General features: G+C 49.1%; 22 protein-coding genes and 1 tRNA gene. 9 read left to right on the forward strand and 14 right to left on the reverse strand.

All coding sequences use genetic code 11. The annotated features are described in order from the left end of the window. The 3 genes from JSQ97_RS09510 to JSQ97_RS09520 form a co-directional block, all read right to left on the reverse strand. Positions 1 to 723, reverse strand: a 723-nt coding sequence (locus JSQ97_RS09510; RefSeq protein WP_205075842.1) for an ABC transporter permease, incomplete at its 3' end; no start/stop codon positions are given. Continuing rightward, entirely contained in the window at positions 720 to 1,784 is a 1,065-nt protein-coding gene (locus JSQ97_RS09515) for an ABC transporter ATP-binding protein (protein WP_205075843.1), read from the reverse strand. The genes JSQ97_RS09510 and JSQ97_RS09515, both read right to left, overlap by 4 nt. A gap of 73 nt (positions 1,785 to 1,857) precedes the next feature. Beyond that, the gene (locus tag JSQ97_RS09520; protein WP_205075844.1) at positions 1,858 to 2,880 is read right to left on the reverse strand and encodes an extracellular solute-binding protein; all 1,023 of its coding nucleotides are present in this window, start codon (positions 2,878 to 2,880) and stop codon (positions 1,858 to 1,860) included. A gap of 223 nt (positions 2,881 to 3,103) precedes the next feature. Between JSQ97_RS09520 and JSQ97_RS09525 the strand changes: the two genes are divergently transcribed. Continuing rightward, the gene (locus tag JSQ97_RS09525; RefSeq protein WP_205075845.1) at positions 3,104 to 3,862 is read left to right on the forward strand and encodes a DeoR/GlpR family DNA-binding transcription regulator; all 759 of its coding nucleotides are present in this window, start codon (positions 3,104 to 3,106) and stop codon (positions 3,860 to 3,862) included. On the opposite strand, the gene recQ is transcribed toward JSQ97_RS09525, so the two are convergent. Continuing rightward, positions 3,859 to 5,766: a DNA helicase RecQ gene (gene recQ, locus JSQ97_RS09530; protein ID WP_205075846.1), complete on the reverse strand. Its 1,908-nt coding sequence runs from the start codon at positions 5,764 to 5,766 to the stop codon at positions 3,859 to 3,861. The genes JSQ97_RS09525 and recQ overlap by 4 nt on opposite strands. 70 nt (positions 5,767 to 5,836) lie before the next feature. Between recQ and JSQ97_RS09535 the strand changes: the two genes are divergently transcribed. Further along, positions 5,837 to 5,919 (forward strand) — tRNA-Leu (locus JSQ97_RS09535). A gap of 237 nt (positions 5,920 to 6,156) precedes the next feature. Here JSQ97_RS09535 and JSQ97_RS09540 read toward each other — a convergent pair. Beyond that, entirely contained in the window at positions 6,157 to 7,830 is a 1,674-nt protein-coding gene (locus tag JSQ97_RS09540) for a DUF438 domain-containing protein (protein ID WP_205075847.1), read from the reverse strand. 125 nt (positions 7,831 to 7,955) lie between these two features. Next, on the reverse strand, positions 7,956 to 9,515 hold the full coding sequence (locus tag JSQ97_RS09545) for a YifB family Mg chelatase-like AAA ATPase (protein WP_205075848.1): 1,560 nt from the start codon (positions 9,513 to 9,515) through the stop codon (positions 7,956 to 7,958). 523 nt (positions 9,516 to 10,038) lie between these two features. Between JSQ97_RS09545 and JSQ97_RS09550 the strand changes: the two genes are divergently transcribed. The 3 genes from JSQ97_RS09550 to JSQ97_RS09560 all read left to right on the forward strand — a co-directional run bounded on the left by JSQ97_RS09550 (position 10,039) and on the right by JSQ97_RS09560 (position 12,465). After that, positions 10,039 to 10,617 (forward strand): outer membrane protein assembly factor BamD, encoded by a 579-nt coding sequence (locus JSQ97_RS09550; protein ID WP_205075849.1) that lies wholly within the window; start codon positions 10,039 to 10,041, stop codon positions 10,615 to 10,617. Positions 10,618 to 10,745: 128 nt separating this feature from the next. After that, entirely contained in the window at positions 10,746 to 11,780 is a 1,035-nt protein-coding gene (locus JSQ97_RS09555) for a hypothetical protein (protein WP_239447072.1), read from the forward strand. Between the two features lie 76 nt (positions 11,781 to 11,856). After that, entirely contained in the window at positions 11,857 to 12,465 is a 609-nt protein-coding gene (locus tag JSQ97_RS09560) for a helix-turn-helix domain-containing protein (RefSeq protein WP_205075850.1), read from the forward strand. A gap of 69 nt (positions 12,466 to 12,534) precedes the next feature. Here the strand turns inward: JSQ97_RS09560 and JSQ97_RS09565 are convergent, their stop codons facing one another. From JSQ97_RS09565 to cysS, 4 genes are all read right to left on the reverse strand, one after another. After that, positions 12,535 to 14,139, reverse strand: coding sequence for a transglutaminase domain-containing protein (locus tag JSQ97_RS09565; RefSeq protein WP_205075851.1), 1,605 nt, complete (start codon positions 14,137 to 14,139; stop codon positions 12,535 to 12,537). Between the two features lie 98 nt (positions 14,140 to 14,237). Further along, positions 14,238 to 14,960: an anti-sigma factor family protein gene (locus tag JSQ97_RS09570; protein WP_205075852.1), complete on the reverse strand. Its 723-nt coding sequence runs from the start codon at positions 14,958 to 14,960 to the stop codon at positions 14,238 to 14,240. Further along, positions 14,941 to 15,510 carry an RNA polymerase sigma factor gene (locus JSQ97_RS09575; RefSeq protein WP_187383483.1) on the reverse strand — a complete coding sequence of 190 codons (570 nt, stop codon included), beginning with the start codon at positions 15,508 to 15,510 and terminating at the stop codon, positions 14,941 to 14,943. Before JSQ97_RS09575 ends, JSQ97_RS09570 begins: the two co-directional genes overlap by 20 nt. 15 nt (positions 15,511 to 15,525) lie before the next feature. Continuing rightward, positions 15,526 to 16,995, reverse strand: coding sequence for a cysteine--tRNA ligase (gene cysS, locus JSQ97_RS09580; protein ID WP_205075853.1), 1,470 nt, complete (start codon positions 16,993 to 16,995; stop codon positions 15,526 to 15,528). A 49-nt stretch (positions 16,996 to 17,044) separates the two neighbouring features. On the opposite strand from cysS, the gene murB reads away from it, so the two are divergent. From murB to JSQ97_RS09600, 4 genes are all read left to right on the forward strand, one after another. After that, positions 17,045 to 17,977 (forward strand): UDP-N-acetylmuramate dehydrogenase, encoded by a 933-nt coding sequence (gene murB, locus JSQ97_RS09585; protein ID WP_205075854.1) that lies wholly within the window; start codon positions 17,045 to 17,047, stop codon positions 17,975 to 17,977. Positions 17,978 to 18,060: 83 nt separating this feature from the next. Beyond that, positions 18,061 to 19,251, forward strand: coding sequence for a Crp/Fnr family transcriptional regulator (locus JSQ97_RS09590; RefSeq protein WP_205075855.1), 1,191 nt, complete (start codon positions 18,061 to 18,063; stop codon positions 19,249 to 19,251). A gap of 25 nt (positions 19,252 to 19,276) precedes the next feature. Then, positions 19,277 to 19,819, forward strand: a complete 543-nt coding sequence (locus JSQ97_RS09595; RefSeq protein WP_205075856.1) for a hypothetical protein — start codon at positions 19,277 to 19,279, stop codon at positions 19,817 to 19,819. Between the two features lie 242 nt (positions 19,820 to 20,061). After that, positions 20,062 to 20,463, forward strand: a complete 402-nt coding sequence (locus JSQ97_RS09600; RefSeq protein ID WP_239447074.1) for a DUF192 domain-containing protein — start codon at positions 20,062 to 20,064, stop codon at positions 20,461 to 20,463. 116 nt (positions 20,464 to 20,579) lie between these two features. Here JSQ97_RS09600 and JSQ97_RS09605 read toward each other — a convergent pair whose 3' ends face one another. From JSQ97_RS09605 to JSQ97_RS09620, 4 genes are all read right to left on the reverse strand, one after another. After that, on the reverse strand, positions 20,580 to 21,740 hold the full coding sequence (locus JSQ97_RS09605) for a tetratricopeptide repeat protein (RefSeq protein ID WP_205075857.1): 1,161 nt from the start codon (positions 21,738 to 21,740) through the stop codon (positions 20,580 to 20,582). A 1-nt stretch (position 21,741) separates the two neighbouring features. After that, on the reverse strand, positions 21,742 to 22,689 hold the full coding sequence (locus JSQ97_RS09610) for a PilZ domain-containing protein (protein ID WP_205075858.1): 948 nt from the start codon (positions 22,687 to 22,689) through the stop codon (positions 21,742 to 21,744). A gap of 176 nt (positions 22,690 to 22,865) precedes the next feature. Then, complete coding sequence (gene rpsU / locus JSQ97_RS09615) at positions 22,866 to 23,075, reverse strand: 30S ribosomal protein S21 (protein ID WP_205075859.1); 210 nt, start codon at positions 23,073 to 23,075, stop codon at positions 22,866 to 22,868. A gap of 118 nt (positions 23,076 to 23,193) precedes the next feature. Next, on the reverse strand, positions 23,194 to 23,508 hold the full coding sequence (locus JSQ97_RS09620; RefSeq protein WP_370590052.1) for a transposase: 315 nt from the start codon (positions 23,506 to 23,508) through the stop codon (positions 23,194 to 23,196). Between the last annotated feature and the right edge of the window lie 67 nt (positions 23,509 to 23,575).

Here is a 23,575-nt window from a genome sequence, read left to right on the forward strand (position 1 = left end):
TATATATTCATTATAAATTAAATTAGCAAGAACACGATAACCTTCTCCGATAAGTTGAGGAGTACCGAAATCACCTAACGCCGTCATAAAAACCATCAGAGCACCGGCCGTAATTGTAGGCATGATAACCGGTAGCGATACAGTAATTATCCTTCGAAACTTATTCGATCCGAGATTTTCTGCCGCTTCTTCAAGCGATCCATCTATTGTAGAAAGCGCTCCGGCAACATAAAGATATACATACGGATATAATTTAAATACAAAAACCGATATAATCCCTGTTTTACCGTATATCGACGGCATTCTAATACCAAACCAATCGAGAAACAACTTTGTTACAAAGCCAGAGCGTCCAAACAACATAATCCATGAATACGCGCCGATAAACGGGGGGGAAAGCAGTGACATAATTATTAAAATATGTATCAGCTCTTTTGCCGGAATATTATATCGATTGATAATGTATGCCATAGGTACACCGATAAAAACACAGATAACAGTCGGAACAGCTGCAACATATATACTATTGAGCAACGCGGAATAATAATATTTTTTTGTAAAGAACGTATAAAAATTATAGCATGAAAATTTTTCCATGTTTTCCGACTGGAAACTTCTTGTTATCAACGAAGAAAACGGATACAGTAAAAAAAATACAAGTAATAGAAATATAGAAATTTTTACGAAAAACCAAAAATCAAACCTGAAGTTTATTTTTTTCATAACAACGCTTCTCCGGTTTCAGTATCGAAAAGCACTATTGTGCTCTTATCAATTGTGATGTATACAGATGAACCTATTGTCCTGATATCCACACCATCCTTTGCATACTCATTCACTTCTATAATTTGTCCGTCTTTAAGTTCAACTTCATGTTGTACAAAATCGCCGAGAAATGTAGAAAGTGTTATATTTCCATATAATCCTGGTCCTGTATCTGACAACGACAATTGTTCAGGTCGTACGGAAAGGTTCGCTTTACCGGCAAAAACACTCCGATGCGGCCAAGAAAGAGCATATGAATCATTTATTCTTATTGTGTTATTCTCAATTACACACGGAATAAAATTTGATACGCCAATAAAACCGGCAACAAATGAATTTGCCGGATGCTTATATATGTCTGCCGGTGCTCCAATTTGCATAACTTTGCCATCTTTCATAACTGCCAGTCTATCGCTGATCGCAAGTGCTTCTTCTTGATCATGTGTAACATAAATGGTCGTAATACCGAGATTTTTTTGTAGTTTTCTTATAACGGTACGCATATGTACGCGCAGTTTTGCATCCAGATTTGAAAGTGGCTCATCCATAAGCAGTACGGCTGGCTTTATAACAAACGCACGTGCAAGCGCGATTCGTTGTTGCTGTCCACCTGAAAGTTCGTTTATTTTTCTTTTTCGTAAATGCTCAATCTGTACGAGTTGTAGCGCTTCTCGTATCCTTTCTTTCATTTCCGACTTTGAAATTTTCCTAGCTTTTAGCCCGTAGGCGATATTCTCCTCTACCGTCAGATGCGGAAAAATAGCATAATTTTGAAATACCATACCGATATCTCGCTTATGCGCAGGAAGATCATTAATCACCGTATCATCAAAGCAAATATCACCACCTTCAACAGAATTAAACCCTGCAATCATTCTCAGCAATGTTGTCTTACCGCATCCTGACGGTCCCAACAATGTAAAGAATTCTCCTTTATTGACAGTAAGACTTATGTGGTTGCAGGCTAAAAAGTCGTCATAATATTTAACTATATCTTTGATAATTACCGAATGACTCATTCTGCTATTCCTTATCGATTAAAAATACAGGAAGCAAATTGCTTCCTGTAAAAACAACTGTATCAACAACTATTTAATTATTAACAACAATTTCTTGCCATTTTCCTTTTACAGCTTTATTATTATCAGAGGCCCATTGGAGATCATAATTAAGAATCTTTAAATTTTTAAGCGACGGAAGGCCTTTATATGGTGTAATGTCATCACTTCGTGTCGAACGCCGAGCCCAATCGACACTCTGCTTTTCTTGACATTCTTTACTCAAAATAAAATCGATAAAAAGCTTTGCATTTTCCGGATTTTTTGCACCTTTTACAAGAGCAATCCCCTCACCAACCGCTGCAGTTCCTTCATCAGCATAATACCATTCTACGTCGGGATGATTTGTATACTTTACAGCAAATTTTTCAAGCGTTAAACCGATTGCATATTCACCGTCTGCAACCATTTTATGGCAATTTCCAGAACTTGATTGGATAATACCGTTAAGATTTCTATAAAAGCGTGTGATAAATGGCCAGCCGTCTTCGTAATTTTTTGATTTCGTTCCATTCAAAAACAACATCGAGCATACTTGTACATACGCAGAGCCTGAAGAAGTCGGGTCAGCCATAGCGATTTTTCCTTTCCATTTTGAATCGGCAAGAACCTGCCATGTTTTCGGAATATCGGTGCCGACAAGTTTTTTATTGTATAATGTGCAATACACAACAAGCGAATCTGCATACCATTTTTGCTCTGGATCCTTGAACTGAGGAGCAATAAAAGGATCTTCTTTGGAAACATACGTTTCAAGATATCGGCTATAGTTGTCAACCGTATCTACTCCAGCACCCCATACAACATCAGCAAGAGGATTTGCAGCCTCTGCTTCAAGTCTGCTAAAAATCTGAGAGCCACCAAGGGAAACAACATCGACTCTGATAGATGGATATTTTGCCATAAAATCGTTTACCGCAGCATTAAGCGGATCGGAATCATGAGAAGAATATACCACTACCGTTCTCGAAGTTCCGGCATTATCACCGGAACCAGTTGAAAATGCGAGCATACTGGCAACGCAAAGTGCAAATAACATTACTAGTACCTTTTTCATATGTTACGCCTCCTATGAACAAACTAGAATAATTATCACCCGCTTTTTTTCAGCTGTCAAGCATTTTTATAAAAAAAAGAAAAAAAAAGAAAACATTTATTTATGTTATTTTATTGTATTACAATAAAATAACATAAATAAATTACAACATTAACAGAAAAAAAGTAAAAATAAAAGAAAGACTGTTCCCAAAACATATTTTTTTAGATAAAATCGTTATGATATGAATTCTGTCGAACGAAGAAGTGAAATTTTAAAAAATCTCAAAAAAAATGAAATCGTTGAAGTGAGCTATCTTGCAAAAAAATTAGGCGTATCAAATGTAACAATTCGATCCGACCTCGATTTTCTCGTAGCAAAAGGCATGATTGTGCGTACATACGGAGGTGCGGTAATTGCAGATAAACCAGGCATACTCAGATTTGTCTCCAATCTGCTGAATGAATATACAACTGAAAAAGAAAGGATAGCACGTGCTGCGTCCGAAATGATACACGGCGGAATGCAGATAATAATAGATACAGGCAGTACAACGGTACGGCTCATGGATTATATAAAAGATATGTCCATAACGATCGTAACAAACTCTCTTCTTGTCGCAGCAAAAGTTGAGCCATCATCCTCAATAGAGCTTATTCTTGCTGGCGGTACATTAAGTAAATATTGTATGGGTTTTTTAGGCGAAATAACAAAATATGATATTCAACGTATAAATGCCGATATATTGTTTCTTGGTACTGCAGGATACTCGGTGAATGACAATATACTTACGTGCGAAAGCCTTGAAGAAGCTGAAATCAAACGTACAATGATTATGCATGCCGATAAAATATGCCTTATGGCAGATTCATCAAAAGCCGAAAAAAAAGCATTTGCAAAAGTATGTCCCCTTGATAAAATCAATAGCATTATTACCGATCAAATGACAGAAAATACAAAAACTTGGTTCCATAAAAATCATATAGCGACGATAATCGTTTAATTTTTTTTCACGATGCGTATGATCGCGCTTCCGAAGCGGTCGGCTTTTACCGAACCGATGCCGTATACGCGGGAAAGTTCCGTCTCGTTTGCCGGCTTTTTGGCCGCAATGTCGGCTATCGTCCGATCTCCGAATATGACGTACGGCGGCACGTTTTCTTTTTCGGCGATTTTTTTGCGCCACGCTTTGAGTTCCCGCGCGATGCGGAGCGCATCTCCGTCGCTTTGATCGACGATTTTTGACGGAAGCGATTTTTTTGCAGCTTTGCGCGGAAAACCGAATGAATCGGATCCGAAAGGCGATGCCTCGGATTTTACTACCGGAAGCCGATCATCTTCCGCTTCGAAAGCTCCGAGAGAAAGCGGCAGTTCGATTTTTTCACGCGAAGTCAAAGTGCGCTTTGCTTTTTGCGAAAGAGAGAGCACGCGGTAGTCTTCGGATTTATGAAGATAGCCCGCATCGACAAGCGCATCTGTGAGCGCAAACCAATCGCTCTTCGGAAAGTCTTTTCCGATACCCCACGTCGAAATCGAATCGTGTCCGTTTTCCGCAATGCGCTTGGCACGAGAACCCGTAAGCACATCGATGACGTAGGACGCGCCGAATCGCTCCCGCGTACGCAAAATACAAGAAAGAAGCTTTTGAGAGGGAAGCGTCACATCGACCGACGGAAGCTCTCCGGCTGCGCAGACGCTGCAGCACGAAAACGCGTCCTGACTTACACCTTCTTCGCCGAAGTAGGAAAGCAAAAACCGTCGGAGACATGTCTTTGATGACGCATAAGAAATCATGCTTTGCAAAAGCCGTTCCGATTTTTTACGGTCGGCGCTTTCGTCGAAAAACCAGCGGATTTTCCGTACGTCTTCCGCGCCGTATAAGAGCAGCGCGTGAGCAGGAAGTCCGTCGCGCCCCGCCCTGCCGATCTCCTGATAATATTGTTCGACGGATTTCGGAACGGAATAATGGATGACAAAGCGCACATTCGGCTTATCGATCCCCATACCGAATGCGACGGTTGCAACCATGATGAGCGCTTTATCGCGGATAAACGATTGCTGATGCGATGCGCGCTCGGCGTCGCTTAATCCCGCGTGATAATTCAGTGCGGAAAATCCCATATCGCAAAGAGAATGCGTAAGATCGGCGACTTCGCGCCTCGAAAAACAATAGACGATACCGCTTTCATCCGGATGATTTTTAATAAAATGTACGACTTGACCGAGCGCGTTCCGCTTGGGCTGCACTTCAAGAAAAATATTTTCACGGTTAAAACTCGCGACAAAAATCCGACATCGTTTCATGCCGAGATTTTTAATAATATCGGCTCGCACGGAAGCCGTTGCAGTCGCCGTCAGCGCAAGGCACACGGCATCGGAAAAGAGATGCCGCACGGAAGCAAGTTCGAGATAATCGGGACGGAAATCGTGCCCCCACTCGCTGATACAGTGCGCTTCGTCGATCGTAACGCAGCTCACTTTGACGCCGTCGGAACAAAACAAATCTTTTAAGCGCTCCGTCGCAAGACCTTCGGGTGAAACGTAAACGAGTTTTATCTTTCCCGATCGAATATCGTCCGAAGCTTTTCGATAGTCGTCCCATTCGAGCGTGCTGTTTAAAAACACGGCGCTGACACCGTTTTCGGCAAGAGCGGACACTTGATCCTGCATGAGCGCGATGAGCGGAGAAACGACGATCGTCAGTCCGTCGAAGATGAGTGCGGGAATTTGGCAGCACAGGGATTTACCGCCGCCGGTCGGCATAACGGCGAGCGTATCCTTTCCGGCGAGCACCGACGCGATAATCTCTTTTTGAAAGGGTCGAAAAGAATCGTAACCGAAAACGGCTTTCAGCACGCGCTCCGGCTCCGCACCGACAAAGTCGGCCGCACCCGCGTTGTGTATCATAAAAATAATTATAACGTTTCACTGCGCACTTGCAAATATACCGCTATTGCGGTATATTGACATTTACCCTGCCGGCATGGTGGAATGGTAGACACGAGGGACTCAAAATCCCTTGGCCGCAAGGCCGTAAGAGTTCAAGTCTCTTTGCCGGCAACAAGAAATTTCACATCAGCAAATAAATCATTATAACAATAATACTATTGACTATCTGCAAACAGAGACTTGAACTCCGAAGCTCGCGCTGAGCAGGTGCGAAGAAGAGGCGGCAGGATGCCGCCGGAAGCGAGCGGAGGCGTTCCCGCAGGGAGTGTACAGGATGTACACGACCGGAGGGATTCAAGTCTCTTTGCCGGCAAACAAAAAGGCGGGCTTTGCGCCGCTCCGCTCGACCTACTTTCCTTCGTGCGCTTTTATCTTCGCTTCGATCGCCGCGATCAATTCGTCCATCGACATTTGACTGCGCTCGCTCATCATAGAAACGGTCGCTTTCGGGATCATAATGCGGGCAAGCGGCGTCTGAAGCATTTTAAATGCGGGATTGATCGACGGAAGTTCGGCTTTCAGCCACGGGTAGGATGCAAGCAAATCCGAAAGTTTCGTTTCGCCTTTGAGCGGCAAAACCTTTGCGTCTTTCGCACTTTCCGAATAATGTTCCGGCGCGGCCGCCTCTGCTTCGGCTCTTTCTTTTTTCAGAGAGCTTTCCGCGTCCGCTGCATTGCTTTTCGAAGCAGCATCATCGGCATTGCCGCGCGAAGAACCATCGGCTACATAACCGCTCTCTTTTTTGCCGCTGCTCCACGTCAAAAGCGTCTGCGAGCCTTCGAGGCTCCTGATATGCGTGCAGTCCTGCATCATCTCCAAAATGCCGCGGAAACGCCCGTCGGCATCGCGCACCGCGATATACGTGATATAGATAAAAAGACCGGGCTTATTTATCCAAAATTCCGCTTCGCTCTCTTCACCGCTTCTGAATTTTTTAATAATTTCTTCGACGATGTGAACGCTCGCTTTCGGATGACAATTTTTTACGTCGCGGCCGATAACGTTTTTGCTGCGCGGAAACACGCGGTGTTCGGTATCGGTGTAAAAGCGGACGATTTCATTTTCGTCGACGTAGGAAATATCAACCGGCATGTGTTTATAGATCAAATTGATTTGATCGAGCGTCAAGCGTCCCGTCGTAACGTCGAATTCTTCGCCGGCGGGAGCTGCGTAACCGTGTTTTTGCAAAAGCTTTGCAAGGTCGCTTGCAAAATCGCCGCCTGCACCCGACACAGTTTTCGCATCCGCACAGCTGCCCTTCGAAGAAGCGGCCGCTCCGCTTTTTGCGGAACTTGAGTTTACATCGATCCACGCAAAACCGATTTCTCTGTCGCCGATTTTCATATCTTCGAATTCTTCCGGAGTGAGCATCGCAAGAGAGGTCGGATACAGAATCGTGTTTTCTTTGGAAATCAAATCGCGGACGTCGGCGACGATCGTCGGCTGCATCGCGAGGAAGGCGTCGTCTTTACCTTCATCCAAAAGCGTGCGCGCGTCTTTTATCTCGTCGCGGATAAAATCGTCGAGCGTCCACATCGTCGTCGTCGGACGGTCGAAGCCCTTGCGCTCAAGCATGGAATACAATTGATTTTGCTTGCGGGAAAAGTGGAGACGATACTGCGCAAGCTTATCGTAGATTTCGAGCCATTGATTTTTGATGAGCGGGTATTGAACCAAATCTTCGATTTCAAGCATGATTTTTAAAAGCGCATCGTTTTCGCGGTAGTAGCACATGATCGGATGATCTGCCGGCAGGTCGGGGCGGGATGTGTCCATGATATCTTCAAAAAGGACAAGCATACCTTGAATGTTTTCTTTGCGGCACTCCTCGTCTTCGAATTCTTTGAGTTCCTGCTCGGCAACGGCGATTTCCTGAGGCGTAAGCTTTTTTACTTTTTCCTTTAAAATCCGCTTCGCTTCTTCAAGGCTCATACGCCCGCCGTTGTACGCTTCTTTTATTTCCAAAACCGTTTTCAGTTTTTCTTTATCGATATCTTTAAGATACTGCATCATGTTTTCCATAACTTAAAACCTCGTGCGTGGTTTTAGCATTTTTGCACGTCTTTGTCAATTTGTTGCAGTATGCTAACGAACTACCTGCCGGCACGTGTCGTGCACATTGCCGGATGTCGCGCAAAGAGTGTATCCTACCCGTCCGCATTTTCCGGCAAAAAGCCCGTGCACGCTTTTCGATATCGTATCGCTTCTTTTACGTGCGTTTCCTGTATAACGGGGCAGCCCGCCATATCGGCTATCGTACGCGCGACTTTTATACAGCTTGCTGCGGCACGCGGAGAAAACCCGCAGCGCATCGCCGCGTTGTCGAGCGACTTTCGCCCTTCCGCGCTCATCGGACAGCATCCGGCAATTTCTTCCGGTAAAAGCTTTGCGTTTTTTTTGCCCTGCCTTTTCCGCTGCACTTTTACCGCACGGGCGATTTCCATGCGCAATTCGGCAGTCGTCGTCCGCGCCGCGTCCTGCCCCGTTCCTTCATTGTCGACGAAAACGCGCATATCGATGCGGTCTAAAAGAGGCGCTGAAAATTTATTCCAATAAGTTTCGACGGCGCGGGCGCTGCATAGGCAGATTTTCAATTTCGATCCGAAGTTTCCGCAGGGACAGGGGTTTGCCGCCATGAGCAGCTGAAACGACGCGGGATAGATCGTCGAGCGTCCGGCGCGGGCGAGCGTGATGCGTCCGCTTTCGATCGGAACACGGAGCATCTGCAAAACCGACGAACGGAACTCGGCGGCTTCATCGAGAAAGAGTACGCCGTTGTGCGCAAGCGATATTTCTCCGGGAATACAGCGCGCTCCGCCTCCGCACATGCCTTCGATCGTCGCGGTTTGATGCGGCTGACGAAACGGAGCAACCCTGATAAGCGGTTCGTTTCCGCGCATGAGCCCTGCAATCGAATAGATGCGCGTGACGGGCTGCGCTTCTTCGACTGCAAGCAGCGGAAGGAGCGCGTGAAATTTTTGCAGCGCCATCGTTTTGCCGCAGCCGGGAGCGCCGATCGCAATGAGGTTGTGCCCGCCGGCCGCCGCAATCTGCAAGCCCCGCACAAAAAAACGTTGTCCCGCGATATCGGCGAATTCAAAACCTTCGGTAACGGGCGGAAAAAGCACGCCCTCCGTTTCGACACAGTCCTCCGGCACAAAGGCGTTTTGCAGCGAAGGGCCGCGCTCTGTAAAAACTTCATCCGAAGCGAGTGCGGAAAACGCATCTTCGAGAGATGCCGCCCCGTACACTTTCATGCCGTTCACTTCGCGCGCTTCGTCGGCGTTCGCAAGCGGTACGATGCATTTAAAAATACCCGAAGCGGCGGCAGTGGAAGCGGCCGCATGAACGGCACGCACACCTCGCACATTTCCCGAAAGTTCGAGTTCCCCCATGACGAGAACGGAAGGCGAATCGGAAAACGAATCTTTTCCGCTGCGTGCTTGGAGAACGGCAAGCGCGATCGCCAAATCGAAGCCGGCGCCTTCTTTACGCATATCCGCGGGCGATAAACTGACGAGTACGCGCTCCGGCGGAAACTCAAAGCCGGAATTCTGTACGGCAGCTCTCATACGCTCGCGCGATTCTTTTACCGCGCCGTCCGCAAGTCCGACGATATCGACGGCGGGAATGCCGCGCCTGATATCCACTTCGACCCTAACGAGTGCGCCTTCGTACCCGAACGGAGAAAACGAAAAAATCTGCATACGCATTATGCTCCATGCATATATGGAAACCTCTGAAAACCGTTTTTTTAGAGGTAACTTTGAAAATGCGATTTCCTTAAATAAGATCGTCTGCAACAGTGCAGTTTCGGAGCATATGCATAAAAATTTTTTAAAAAAATGAGCTCATCGTTCGGCTTCGATGCGCTCGTTGCAAGTCCCGCACTGCTCGCAATCTTATAAGAAGTCGAGAGTCGAAAAACGGCCGAGCCGTTTTTCTTTTATCCGCGCGGAGGCTTTCATACCTCATCCTCTCGGATGCAATGAAAAGTATGAAAGCCGACTGCAATTCCTTATGAGGACACAAAGCGCGGCATTTATGCGCGCTTTGTGATAGGAGACGCTCGGCGATTGCTCCGCACTGCTCGGAATCTTATAAGAAGTCGGGAGTCGAAAAACGGCTTTGCCGTTTTTCTTTTATCAAGAGCTTGAGGATTCCTCCGCATTGCTCGGAATCCTCAAGCTCTTGCTTTTTTTATACTTCTCATTGTACACTGGGGGTGTTATGAAAAGAATTATTGCCATTACATTGACCTCGGCGGTGTGCGGTGCGCTTTTATTTGCCGCCTGCCGCACGGTAAAAGATATTCCGGAAGATTTAACTTCCACGCAGCTCATTCAGCTCGGACAAAACGCATACGGAAGCGCTCAATATAAAAACGCGGAAACCTATTACAGAACGGTGATCGCGCGGTACGGTATCGATTCGTCAGTCTATGTGGAAGCGCGATACGAACTCGGGCATCTCTACCTAAAACAAAAAAAATACGCGGCAGCGTACGCGTCATTTAAAGAGATACTCGATATGTACGCATCGACGACGCCGGGCGTGCTGCCGGGGGCATACAATAAATTGGCGGAAATCGGCATGCAGCGTATCCCGAAAAATAAATTGCCGGAAACAAAATCGAGCGAAGTGCAGACGGATGTCGGAACAAAAGGTGAAAGCGCGGACACGGCAAACGAGACCGTACAAAAAATGCAAGATACGGGCGGACAGGAATCGCAGACCGTCGATGCGCAAGGATCACAGGCTGCCGAATCTTCGGCCGAAGCAAAAGAAGGAACGCCGGCGGCGGAATAAAAAATACCGGTCGCCATACCTCAGGGCGGATCGGTATTTTCCACTCGAAACTTGAACGAAACATTGACGAACGACGTTTCGTTTGTTAAGATTCGCAGTATTATTAATAAAGGACGATCGATACGGAAATGACTACTTCTCCAGTCGATATCAAACACATCTACGATACCGACAACATCGCGCGCAGCAAGGATGACAAAGGCATCGTCATCCTCACGGAAAAGCAAAAAAAACTCATCGACGATCTGCTCGTATACATGAGCGAAGCGGATGCCGAGCGCGTATTGATAATCAAAGACCGGATGAAAGACCTCGAACACCTCGCACGCGCAATCGCACTGTTTCCGTCGCTCCTCGAACAGCACGATTTACCGGGCGGCATGCGTACGCCGAAAACGCTCGTGGAGATGCTCATCGACAATCAGGAAGCGGGAGATCGTACACTGCTTTTGCCGTCGAAAGCGAGCCTCGGCAAAGGCTTTCTCGTTGCAAAAATGCACACATTTTCTTCGCTTTCAAAACAGAGCACGCGGATCAAAGCGCCCGCGTCTCTTTCAGAAGAACTCATGACCGAAGCGGTTACGATGATGTTTTCGCTGTTAGCCGAAGACGTGTATTTGAATTTGATCGGAGACAAAACGTTGTCGCGTGAAATCCGCCGTCAATGGGGCTATTCCCTGCTCATGCTGTGGGAATATCGCACGGATGACCGCATTCAAGTTATCGCACCCATCCTCAACGAAGTGTGGACGGCGCGCAGGAAACTCGCTCCCGCGTTCGGCACGATGATGGGCACGAGCGAACTCCTGCTCATTTCGATGCAGATGGACGGACAGTGGCTCGGTTTTATTAAAAATAAATTAAGCGATCCGGGCGTCTCTCAAGCGATGGAAGAATTTCTGTTCGGCATTTCGTACGAGCAGATTTCGCAGCTGCGCACGATTTTGCGTACCAAGGGCATAGCGGCGATCGGGCGCGACGAAGTGGCCGATTACCTCGGCACGCATGTTAAAACGGATGCGGGACTCGATTACCGCGATTTTTATTCGCTCTATACGATCCGAAGGGACGACGCCCGAGAACGCGCGCGGATGAAGCTGCCCGGTCCGCATAAAACACTCGAAGATTACTTTATCCAATTCGTTACCGAGCAAAACGTATAACGAACAAAACGTACGAATCGAATGCCGCTCTCCGCAGCTTCAGCAGGCGGCGAATGAGAAACGACGAGAGGAAACGATGACACGGATCAATTCGGCCGGTAAAAAAGAAAACAAACGCGTGCCCTATCATTTCGGCGAAAAGTTGCGCATGGTGCGCGAACATAAGGGCATGACGCTCAGAGTCGTCGCCGATAAAGCGGGAGTGAGCGAAAGCCTCGTGTCGCAGATCGAGCGCAATAAGGTTTCTCCCGCGATCGATACGCTGCTTGCGCTCGCGGACGCGCTCGACATCAATCTTGAATTTTTGTTCGAAGAATACCGGCGAAAGCGTCCGGTCAAAATCACGCGCAGCGACGAACGGCGGACGATTTCGGAAGACGACGTCACGTATGAAGAACTTGCAGTATCGGACAGATCGGAAAAAGAAAATCGGTTTGAAGCGTACGCAATAAAAATGAAGCCGCATTCCCGCACGCACCGCGGTTCGTACGGTCATATCGGCTGGGAACTGGGTGTCGTCGTCAAAGGCGTCATCACGCTCAAATACGAAGAAGAAGCATACGAACTGAAAACGGGAGACAGCGCTTCGTTTCCCGCAGGCTCATCGCACATGCTCGAAAATAAAACGAAAGAAAACGCGGAAGCGATTTGGATCGTCACGCCGCCGCAGCGCTTTACGGAATAGAGCGAATTAGAACATCGCACTTTTCAAAGCGCGGGAAACTTCTCTCTCCGTGCTTATTGCGCCGTGTTTTTAATACACTCCGAGGATGGCGGGATCCGCCCAAAACGAACTGTATTGAACGGTGCCCTGCGACGATTCTTCCCAGACGGATTGGAGCGCATAGCCGCGCGGATGCTGTACGATTTTCGTGTTGCCCGCACCGGGCTTCAAATCGTTGATACCGCGGCTGAACGTAATGTGCTGAGAATCGAGACTGCCGAAATAATAATTTCGTGCGTCTCCCGTTTCACCCCAGCCTTCATACGACAATCCCGCACCGAGGGAGGGATCGACGGGGATCCATCCGACGCCGTGCAGATAGAATTCGCACCACCAGTGATTGCGCGTATGGAGATCCCGATCGACGAGTACGCCGCAGTCCGTAAGCGCGGGAATGCCCGCCGCCCGCAGCAGCGCAGTGTAGAGAAGCGCAAAACAATAAGCGTCGCCCCGCTTGCTTTTTATAAGATTGAGGGGTGATTCGGGTTTTGACGCGGCATCGCGCAATTTGTAATTATCGAGCATATAAGAATAGATGAGCTTCGCTTTGACATAGGGATTCGTCTCTTTTCCGACGATCGCTGCGGCAAGGTTCGTAACGGCTCTGTCATCCGACGGGATAAATTTATCCGCTCTCGTCGCCGATGCGTAGAGCGCTTTATTCATATCGTCATAGGGCCGTATGTATTTCGGCTGGACGGTGCTTTTGACTTCGTATACCGAAATAACGAAATTTTGTGAAAAGCGTCGTTTTGCGGGCGACGGACCTTTAGTCGCCTGCAGCTGATGGACTATCGTATTTTGATAATCGGCGATTGCGGGTTCGGGATCGCATTCGCTGAGTTCGGCAAAAGGTTGGGCCGCGGTGAGTACCGGACGCGGAAAATAAAACCTAATCGTCGCCGGCTGTTTCGTTTCGATATTGTTTATATCGGCTGCAAGCTGGGCGATATAGGTGCGCTGCATGCCGTACGCTTTCGAACCGGCGCGAGGATCGATAACGATTTTTTGCGAAGCGGAACGACCGGCGGGCGTTTCGACATACAGCGATCCGGAAGCTGCTCCGTCGGGAACGCGCACGCGGATTTCGGTATCGCTCCAAAATTCGTAATCGAAATCGCTTTTGCTTGCAGGGATGTACAATGTGCCGACCGCTCCGGTTTCGTATGAAAGGGCACTGCGGTTCGGCGGGGTTTCCCGTTCCGTCGTAAAATATACGTCGGCCGTATCGTGCGTATTGCCGAAATTTTTTCCGAATATGACGACGAGGTCGCCTACCGTCGGAGCGGGGTTTGAAATCGATGCGATGATCGGAACGGAGACTTGCGCTTTCGGACGGACGGCTACGGGTATTTCCCGCTCGTTCGTAAAAAAAGACGGTTCGGATCGACTCGTTTTCGTTCCGACAAAGACGAGTCCGTCGCTGATAGTTGCGGGCAGGATGACTTTGATCTCCGTGTCCGTCCATGAGATGTATGAGCTTGCGGTGAGTTTACTGCCTGCAAATTCGACATAGCCTTCATTTCCGGCACTGCCGAAATTTTTTCCTTTGATGACAACGAGATCGCCCGGGGCGCCTATAGGGGGATTGAGGCTTTCGATGACGGGTTTTCGCCGCATCCGCATCGTGATCATAAAAACGATACAGGATACGAAAGCAACAAGCGCCGCGGCGCACATCGTCCGAAACAGCGGCGACTTTCTGAATGAATAGCTGAATTGTCCGGACGAAATCACTTGAGCGAACTCACAAGCTGTGCGTTTGCAAAATCCATGTCGGCGTTCTGCGAAACGCAGCCGATCTCGGGTATGCCGATTTTGATCGCGAGCGTGCTGCCGTTCGTAAAATCGGGACGGAAGAGGTCGACATCTTCAAGCTGCCGTTCTCCCGAACGGGATGCGTCGAAGCGGGCGCCGTCGAATGCGCCGAAAGACGCATCGAAAGCGGTGCTGTATCCCGCATTTGTGCCGTAGGCTTCAGCCGATCGGGACGGCACGAATGCATGCGGCTGTTCGATATTGCCGTTGATGACGACGTTGTTTTTTGCAAGTTCGACGCTTGTGCTCCGGGAGATCGGATTGATCGCGGCGGTTTGCACTGCGGAAGGAGAGCGGAGTACGCGTACGGGTATGATGAGCGCGAAAATTGCCGCGGCCGCCGCTGCGGAAAAGGCGTATCGGAAATTGTGTTCGGAAAAGCGGTACACGCGTTTTGTCGTTTTACTGTAGCGCAGGCGCGCTTGGAGGCGCTCCCAGCTCTTGTCGAGAGTCGCTTTATCCAATGTCATGCCGTCCGCTTCCGAGCGGAATGCTGCGCTTACAGCGCGGAGAGATGCGAGTTTTGCCGCGCATTTCGGGCACGATTTGATATGCGCTTCGTATGTTCCGACGTATGTTTCGGGAAGTTCGTTATCGAGATACACCGAATGGATATCGTTACCGGGGCAGATAGACATCGTCTTCTCCTAATAATTTCGACAGCTGTTCGCGCGCGCGAAACACGCGGACTTTTACGTTTCCTTCCGTAATGCCGAGCGTCTTTCCGATTTCTTTATAATTCAAATCTCCGTATTCGCGCAAAATCAAAACTTCGCGCAGCTTTTCCGGAAGCTGAGCGAGCGCTTCACGCGCTTTTTCTGCGGCTTCCGCTTTGAGCACGTCGATTTCGCCCGACGGCGCCGTCCGATGATCTTCGTACAGCGCTTTTTGATACGCTTTCCGCTCGCGTCCCTTCCGCTTGACGTAATTGAGCGATGCGTTTTTTACGACGCGAATGAGCCAATACTTCGCATCGTTGAGCGACGGAAAGACGAGTTCTTTTTCGTTCGCTTTGATGAGCGAATCGTGTGCCAAATCTTCCGCCGCTTCTTCGTCGGCGACGACCCTGTACGAAATGCGGAACAAAAGCTGCATCGTCGCGTCGTATATCGTTTTAAAATCCGCGGGATTGCCCGCATTGAGCGGATGAGACGATCCCGATTGATTTTCCTCTACCGTAGTAAACACGATAACTCCAAAAAGTTACGGCTGCTTCGCCGTCCGTTTCCACACCGGCCCCTCCGGCGTATCGGTGATGACGATGCCTCGCGAAGCCAAATCCTCTCTGATTTTGTCGGCTTTTGCGAAATCCTTCGCTTTTTTCGCCGCCGTCCGTTCCGCGACGAGGGCATCGATTTCGACCGCTTCCGCGTCTCCTTCGTGCGTTTCGATAACCGCGGCGGACTCGAGCTTTGCCGCTTCCGCTTCGATTTTGAGCGCGAGTACGCCGTCCATCGTTTTGATGAGCGAAAGCGCTTCTTCCGCTTTCAGTTCCGCGTCTTTTACCGCAAGGTGCAGCGCACTCATCGCTTGAGGAGTCGAAAGATCGTTTTCGAGCGCGGCTTTAAAAGAATCGATATGCCCCTGCGCTTTTTTTCCGAGCGAAGATGCCGCTTTTCCGTGAGATGCTTCGATAATCTGCGCGGCGCGTTTTACGAGCGCTTTCCGCGCATTTTTTGCGCTTTCCATCGCGTCCCAGCTGAAAAACACTTGGCTTCGGTACTGAGCGCCGAGCAAAAAATAGCGGTAGTCGAGCGCGTCGTAGCCCTTATCGGCGAGCGTTTGAAGACGCAGAAAATTCCCCGCGGACTTCGACATTTTGTCTCCGTCTCCGGACGCATCGTTTTTGACGACGAGGAATTCGTTGTGCAGCCAATAGTTGACCCATTTTTTGCCGGTCGCGCCTTCCGACTGGGCGATTTCATTCGTGTGGTGGATGGGTATATGGTCGATGCCGCCGGTGTGAATGTCGAAATGATCGCCGAGGTATTTCATGCTCATCGCCGAACACTCGATGTGCCAGCCGGGGTAGCCTTTTCCCCAGGGGCTTTCCCACGACAGCGCCTGATTTTCAAATTTCGATTTTGTAAACCACAATACGAAATCGTAGGGATTGCGTTTGTTTTCATCGACGCCGACTCTCGCTCCGGCTTTTTGATCGTCGAGGCGGAGGTTTGCGAGCTTTCCGTAATCGGCATACGTGGACACGTCGTAATAGAGGTTTCCGCCGGACATATAGGTATGACCGTTCGCTTCGATACGCTTTATCAATTCGATCATATCGGAAACGTGATCGGTCGCTTTGCACACGACGTCGGGACGGCGGATATTGAGCGCATCCAAATCTTTAAAAAACGCATCCGTATAAAACTGCGCGACTTCGAGCACCGATTGATGGCGTTCTTTCGCAGTCTTGACGATTTTATCTTCACCCGAATCGTCATCTCCCGTAAGGTGCCCGATATCGGTGATGTTCATGACATGCTTTTTATCGTAGCCGAGGTAGGAAAGCGTGCGGTCGAGTATGTCGAGAAATACGTATGCGCGCAGGTTTCCGATGTGCGCGTAATTATACACCGTCGGACCGCAGCCGTAAAAACCGACAAAGCCCGGCGTGATCGGCACGAAATCCTGCATTTCCCGTCCCATCGTATTGAATACCCGTAATCCCATAAGCGATCCCTATCGAAAAGTATAGACGTTTTCAGTATACTGTAGCGTAATGACAAGCATACGCGAAACGGCTGAAAAATTCAATACGGACGATTTTAAAGGCCGCATTCTCTTTTCCGAAACGATGGCAAATCACACGACTTTCCGTATCGGAGGTGCCGCACCCCTTTTTATAGAACCCTTCGATGTTCCGTCTCTCCGCTTTGCGCTTTCGGTTTTAAAGGCCGATGTCGTGCCGTATTTCGTGCTCGGAGGGGGAAGTAATATCGTCGTATCGGACAAAGGCTTTGAAGGCGCCGTCGTTTCGATGAGCGCACTCTGCGATATCGAAGCCGCAGACGAATGTGTCGCGTGCGGAGCGGGTGCTTCCGTTTCGTCCGTCGTTTCGTTTTGTACGGAGCATGCTCTCTCGGGGATCGAAACGTTTGCGGGGCTTCCCGGAAGCGCAGGGGGAGCCGTCTGCATGAACGCAAGATGCTTCGACGTGTCCGTAAGCGACGTCCTCTCGGAAGTCCGCTATATCGACGACTCTACGCTCGAAGAAAAAACCTACCGCTTCAACGCAGCGGATTGGGATTATAAAATATCGCCCTTTCAAAATACGCAGCGGATCGTCACGCGCGTGGTTTTTAAAACGAAAAAGCTTTCCGAAGACAAAAAAAACGAAATCGCAGAGCGCTGCAGAACCTGCGTCGCCGAGCGAAGCGCAAAGGGGCATTTTAAATTTCCGAGCGCGGGAAGCGTGTTCAAAAACAATCGCGCATTCGGAAAGCCGTCGGGAAAAATCATCGACGAAGCGGGATTGAAAGGCATGCGCTCCGGCGGCGCTCAAATCGCTCCGTGGCACGGAAACTTTATCGTAAACACCGGAGGGGCGACGGCGAAAGACGTGCACGATCTCGTAGATCGCATAGTCGAAACCGTGCGGCAAAAGACGGGATTTACGCTCGAATGTGAAATATTATTTTGCGGAATACGGTAAAGATAAGTTGAATTTATGCCGATTTTAAAGATTGACAAACAAGGCAGTGGAATTTATACTTATAAACCAGAGGGCGAATCGAATTGCTGCAATTATCATTTGTAAATTTTAGAAAAGGATCTTACCTCGTCGTTGAAGGGAAGGCAGAAAGCGATCGCTTCTTTATCATTCAAAGCGGCAATGTCCGCTGTTTTAAAGCGACCGATGCGCCCGGCGGCCCGATCAAACTGCTCGGACCGGGAGACTTCGTCGGCGTTATCCCGTGTATGTCGGGGCATTCCCAGATCGAAACCGTTATCGCCATCACCGACGTCACCGGTATTTCCGTTCGCCGCGATCAATACCCCGAACTCATCATGCGCAATACGCCCGTCGCCATGAAGATCATCCGCACCTTTGCAAACGGTATGCGCTCCATGAACGAAACGCTGACAAAGCTGACGCTCAACAACGTCGTCGCCGATACGCCCGAACACATATTCGACGTCGCCGACTATTACGATAAAGCGGGTTTTTCGGATATTGCAGTATACGCCTATTATCAATACCTGAAAGCATGTCCGCGCGGTCTCAATGCGGGGCGCGCAAAAGAGCGTTTTATCGTGCTCAAAGAGCGCACGCATGCGGTGTATTTCGAATCAACGCCCGACCTTATGCGCGTCTATCCGAAAAGCACGATGATATTTTCCGAAAGCCAAAACGGCCCGGACATGTTTATCATCCAGGAAGGACAGGTGAAGATTTCAAAAGTCGTCGACGGCAACGAAGTGACCCTTGCGATGCTGAAAAAAGGCGATATGTTCGGCGAAATGGCACTGCTCGAAAACAAGCCGCGTTCGGCAAGCGCGATCGCGCACGAGCCGTGCAAACTCATGGCGGTAAACCGGCAAAACTTCGATTTGATGGTCGCAACTCAGCCCCAGCTCATCTCGCGCTTGACGACGATGCTCGCCGACCGCTTGTGGTCGATGTACCGGCAGATAGACAACGCGAACCTGCACGATCCGCTGCACAAGCTCATCGACATCCTCGCGCTGCAAGTTGAAAAAACGAAGATCAATCTTTCACAACAAAACGTTCAGTATCAAACGGATTTGACGCCCTACGATTTGGCGAATATGTGCGGGATTCCGAAAGAACAGCAAGCCGAAAGCCTCATCCGATTGCAGTCCGATTCCCATGTCCGCTTTGTCAACGGAAAAATCCTCGTACCCGACTGCCGCGAACTCGTCAAACAGGCGGCTTTCTACCGCAAGCAAAACAACAACGCGTAGCAGGGCGCGTGATGCGGAGTTTTCTATGAAAAAAACGATCGCAGCTGCGTTGTTCTTTTTCACCGCGCTTTTTGTTCTTGTCGCGCAAAACGCACTTCCCCTCGGCTACGGCGGCATTCGGCTCGGCATGACGCTCGACGAAGTAAAAGAACGCTTGAAAAAAAACGGCGAATTCGGCTATCACGGAGAGCGGGACGTGTCGCTGCTTCCCGGAGAAAACCGCGTGCTCATAGAAACCGATGCAAAAGCGAGAGGCGTTTCGTCGTTTCTCGACCGGTGCTATTTTCAATTTTATAACGGCCGCCTCTATATTATGATCATCACGATAGATCGGGAACGCATGGATCACTACAGCGTTTTCAGCGCGCTGTGCAAAAAATACGGAAACCCGACCTCTCTGTCGCCCGAAAAATCCGAATGGAAATCCGATACCGTAACGATGAGCCTCGAGCGGCCGCTTGCGATCAAATATGTAGACACGAAAGTCTTCGACGAATTGAACGCCGCATCCCTCGTTCCGCTTTCCGCCGCCGAAATGACGCGCGAACTGTTTTTGGACTCGCTGTGACGAACTCCGTACAAGTCCGTTGTGTGCAAAAAATCAATAAGGAAATATTGATGATAAAGTTAATAATTTTTAAAATCGTTGAAAAAATAACCGGCGGGAAAATTGTTAAAAAAAACGATGATCGAAAAATCAATTATTTTCATACGGACAATCCCGGCATGCGATGCCGGAAGCAGCGATGCGGAAAAAGCGGAGCCGTCTGCGCTTTGATTTTTGCGGTTTCGCTTTTTTTTACAGCCTGTATGGCCGAATCGCCTATGGAAGTCCAAACTCTCACGCTTAAAAGAGCAGACGGCAGCACGGTGAGCGTCCGCGCGGAAATGGCGCGTACCCCTGCCCAACAGAGTCGCGGCTTTATGAAGCGCAAACGTATCCCCGACGGCACGGGAATGCTTTTCGTGTTCGACAAAGACGAGGTGCTTTCGTTTTGGATGAAAGATACGCCGCATCCTCTTTCGATCGCGTACATCGATTCGAGCGGTCGCATCCGCGACATATACGACATGACGCCGCTCAGCCTAGCGCCCGTCGTGAGCACGGTGAGCGTGCGCTATGCTCTCGAAGTGCCGCAGGGCTGGTTCGATCGCGTCAATATAAAAGTCGGCGACACGCTCGTTTTCGATTTCGACATGCACGCGGAGTAGGCACGCCGGCGGCACACCGCGCGCGAACTGCAAGCGCCGGCAAGTACGCGGACGCTTTGTCGGCCTCGCGTACTTATATTGATGCGTGCGGCTTTTCGAAGCGCGCGCATCCGCACTTATGAATTTTCCGCTTTTTCCAATTTTAATAATTCCGCAGCCGCGATTTTATCGTCGGGGGCGATTTCGAGCGCCGCCGCAAAATACCGTTTCGCTTTTTCGACATCGTTTTCTTTCAGTGCGACGAATCCCAAATTCGATATGATCTTCGTATTTTCGGGATCGAGCGACAGCGCGCGCGAAAGATAGCGCTTTGCTCCGGCAAGATCGTTTTGTTCCATGCGGCAGATCGCAAGCTCGTTGTACGTATCGCAGTTCGTCTCTCCTCCGGGACACGAAAGCGATTCCAAAAACGCCTGTTCCGCGTTTTCATAACGTCCGAGTCTGCGAAGTCCCCAGCCGAGCATAAACCACGCGTTCCACACTTTTTGATTCGTTTTGATAAATTGTTTGATTTCTTCGAGTCCTTTTGCTTCCTGACCCGATGAAATCAAATCGTAGGCGGCTTTAAAGTGTGCGTCGTCCATATTTTGATTGCGGATATTATCGACGATTTCCTGTGCGCGCTCTTTTTTGTATATGCCGTTTTCACCGAGCACATCGTCGCTTACGTCGCAGGTGAGCGCGATGTAAGTTTCAAAGCAGTCTTTCGCTTCGCGGTATGCGTACTGTTTGAGATAAAAAAATCCCGCGTTGAAAAACGCATCGGGGATCGCAGGTTCGGCATCCATCGCGGCTTTGTAATAGCCCAGTGCATCGGCATCGTATGCGTCGGCGTCTTCGTTCAATCCCGAACGACGGTACGAATTTGCACGCTCGTCGAAAAAAAGCGCAGTGTTGAGCACGGTCGTCATATCGTCGGGATCGAGACCGCGAAGCGCCGCGAACATTTCTTCTGCGATATCGTAATCTTCGTTTTTCGCTTTTAAGATAGCCCCTTCGGAAAGCTCCCGTTTGATATTCGGCCGCGCTTTTTGCAGCAGCGAGCGGTAATAAGCCAAGTGTTCGTTGTGTTTGTCGTAGGCGAGCACGGTGAGAATGCCTGCGAGGATCTGCTCCTGAGTCAATTCTTCGACATTGAACGTACCGGGCGCATCTCCGGCTTTTTTTTGCACCGGCAGCGGGATTTCCGGATCAACTCGCATCGCATTTCGGGACAACGAAAAGCCTTCGGGAAGTTTGATGTAATAGATCGTGTCGAGCGGATTTGCGGGATTCATATTATTTTCCTGCTATCGTATTGGGAATATTTTGTACCGACGTGCCGCGTGAAGCCGCCGCATTGAGGCGCGCTTTCATCGTTGCCGCCGCCTGTTCGACTGTCTGCGCCTGTGCGGTCTGCGCCTGCATGGATACATCGAGGAGATTCTTCTTCGTCATCGTAAGGTAATCGTTGATGTGCAGTTTATATACGGACGGTACGGTATGTTCATCGAACTTGATGCTCGCAGTGACGATGTCCTGCCGGCCTTCCGCAAAGACGGCGCCGACGATCGTTCCGCGTATGTCGACCGTTTCCACCGGATCATCGAAGCTGATGCGCAACATGATTTCTTTGTCCGCTAGAAATTTCGGCACTCCGAGCAAAACGACTTTCGCGCCGGAAAACGACAGGTCGCGCAAAATGCACTTGCGCGGCACGTTTTGCACATAGATGAGCGTATCTTCTTTTTCTATGCCGAGCCTGTGCCGCGCTTCGCCTGTCATGATGATGCGGTCTTCTTTGCGCTGAACAAAATTGATATTCGCTTCGATGAGTGTTCCGATTTTTACTATAAAGTCGTCGGGCGGTCGCTGCGTATACGTGAGCGTTACGACGGCAAGCTCTTTCGAATCCATATACTGCGCAACCTCCGTCACTTTTCCCGCGATAAAAAAACTCATCGTTTCCGTACCCTTGTCGATAAAAAAGCAAAAGCGCAGACTGACCGGCGGAGCGTTTCTTTGCGTGATCACCGCAAAGGCACCGCCCGCTCTGCCGATAATTATTTTCGCCGATTTGAATGACGTCGAATTGATAATGCACGGCCATTGTCCGCCGCCGCATTTGATGTATATTTGCCGCGGCGCAACACGGAGCGTGTGCAGGATTTCACGCGAAAAAATCACTTCTTTGTCGCTGTAAGAATCGTAATAATTCGTTATCTGCTGGTTGGTAGCGATCGCCATATTTTAAATGATAATCGATTGATATACATTCGTCAACGACACGGATAGCAGGGGAACGCTTTATCGGCCGGTAAACAAAAACGCCCGCCCCGGGGCAGGCGCGTGCGCTGTACGACCTGTTTGCTCGCTGCAAGCGGCCGTACGCAATCGACACAGGATACGGCAAAAGGCGCGTATCAATATGCCTTCGATTCGTGACGCGGGTGCGTCTTTTTCATCAGCTTGCGCTGAAGCGCTTTGTTTTTGCGATTTAAAATCGTAGAGGGCTTTTCATAGAACTCACGCTTTTTGTATTCGCGGATGATGCCTTCTTTTTCTACCATTCGTTTAAAACGTTTGATCGCTTTTTCAAGGTTTTCGGAATCATCGACTGCAATAGTCGCCATCTCATTCGCCCCCTTCTGACCGGTATACCGAGTAAGGGTTATACTATAGCATACAATGTACCTGTTTTGCAAGAGCGCGGAATTTAAAAATACGCATTGCATTGAGCGTTCACGGAAATCAATCTTTGCCCAAAAGAGGTAACAACGCCAGAGGATTCATAAAAGCGCGGAACATAATGCCGTTCAAAGGCAGCTTCGATTGTGTCTCACGCTTATGTATGCGGATCATATTAAGCGCACATTTGTGCAGCATATTGAGATCCTGCTGTATGTTCTTACTCTGCACCCTGCATCTGTCCTCATCAAAATGTACATCCAACAACCAATGCATCGTTTCTACCGACCATTCCTCTCTTGCATGATGGAGCAGCTCTTCCGCTCGTAACGCTTTACTTGAAATATAATAATGCCATCTGAAGCGGAAATCAAAAATTTATAAGTATCATTCGCATTCAACATAAAGTATCTCGCGTCGGTGCCCTCATAAGGAATTCCGATCG

The organism is Treponema sp. Marseille-Q4523 (assembly GCF_016901105.1).
GTDB lineage: Bacteria > Spirochaetota > Spirochaetia > Treponematales > Treponemataceae > Treponema_D.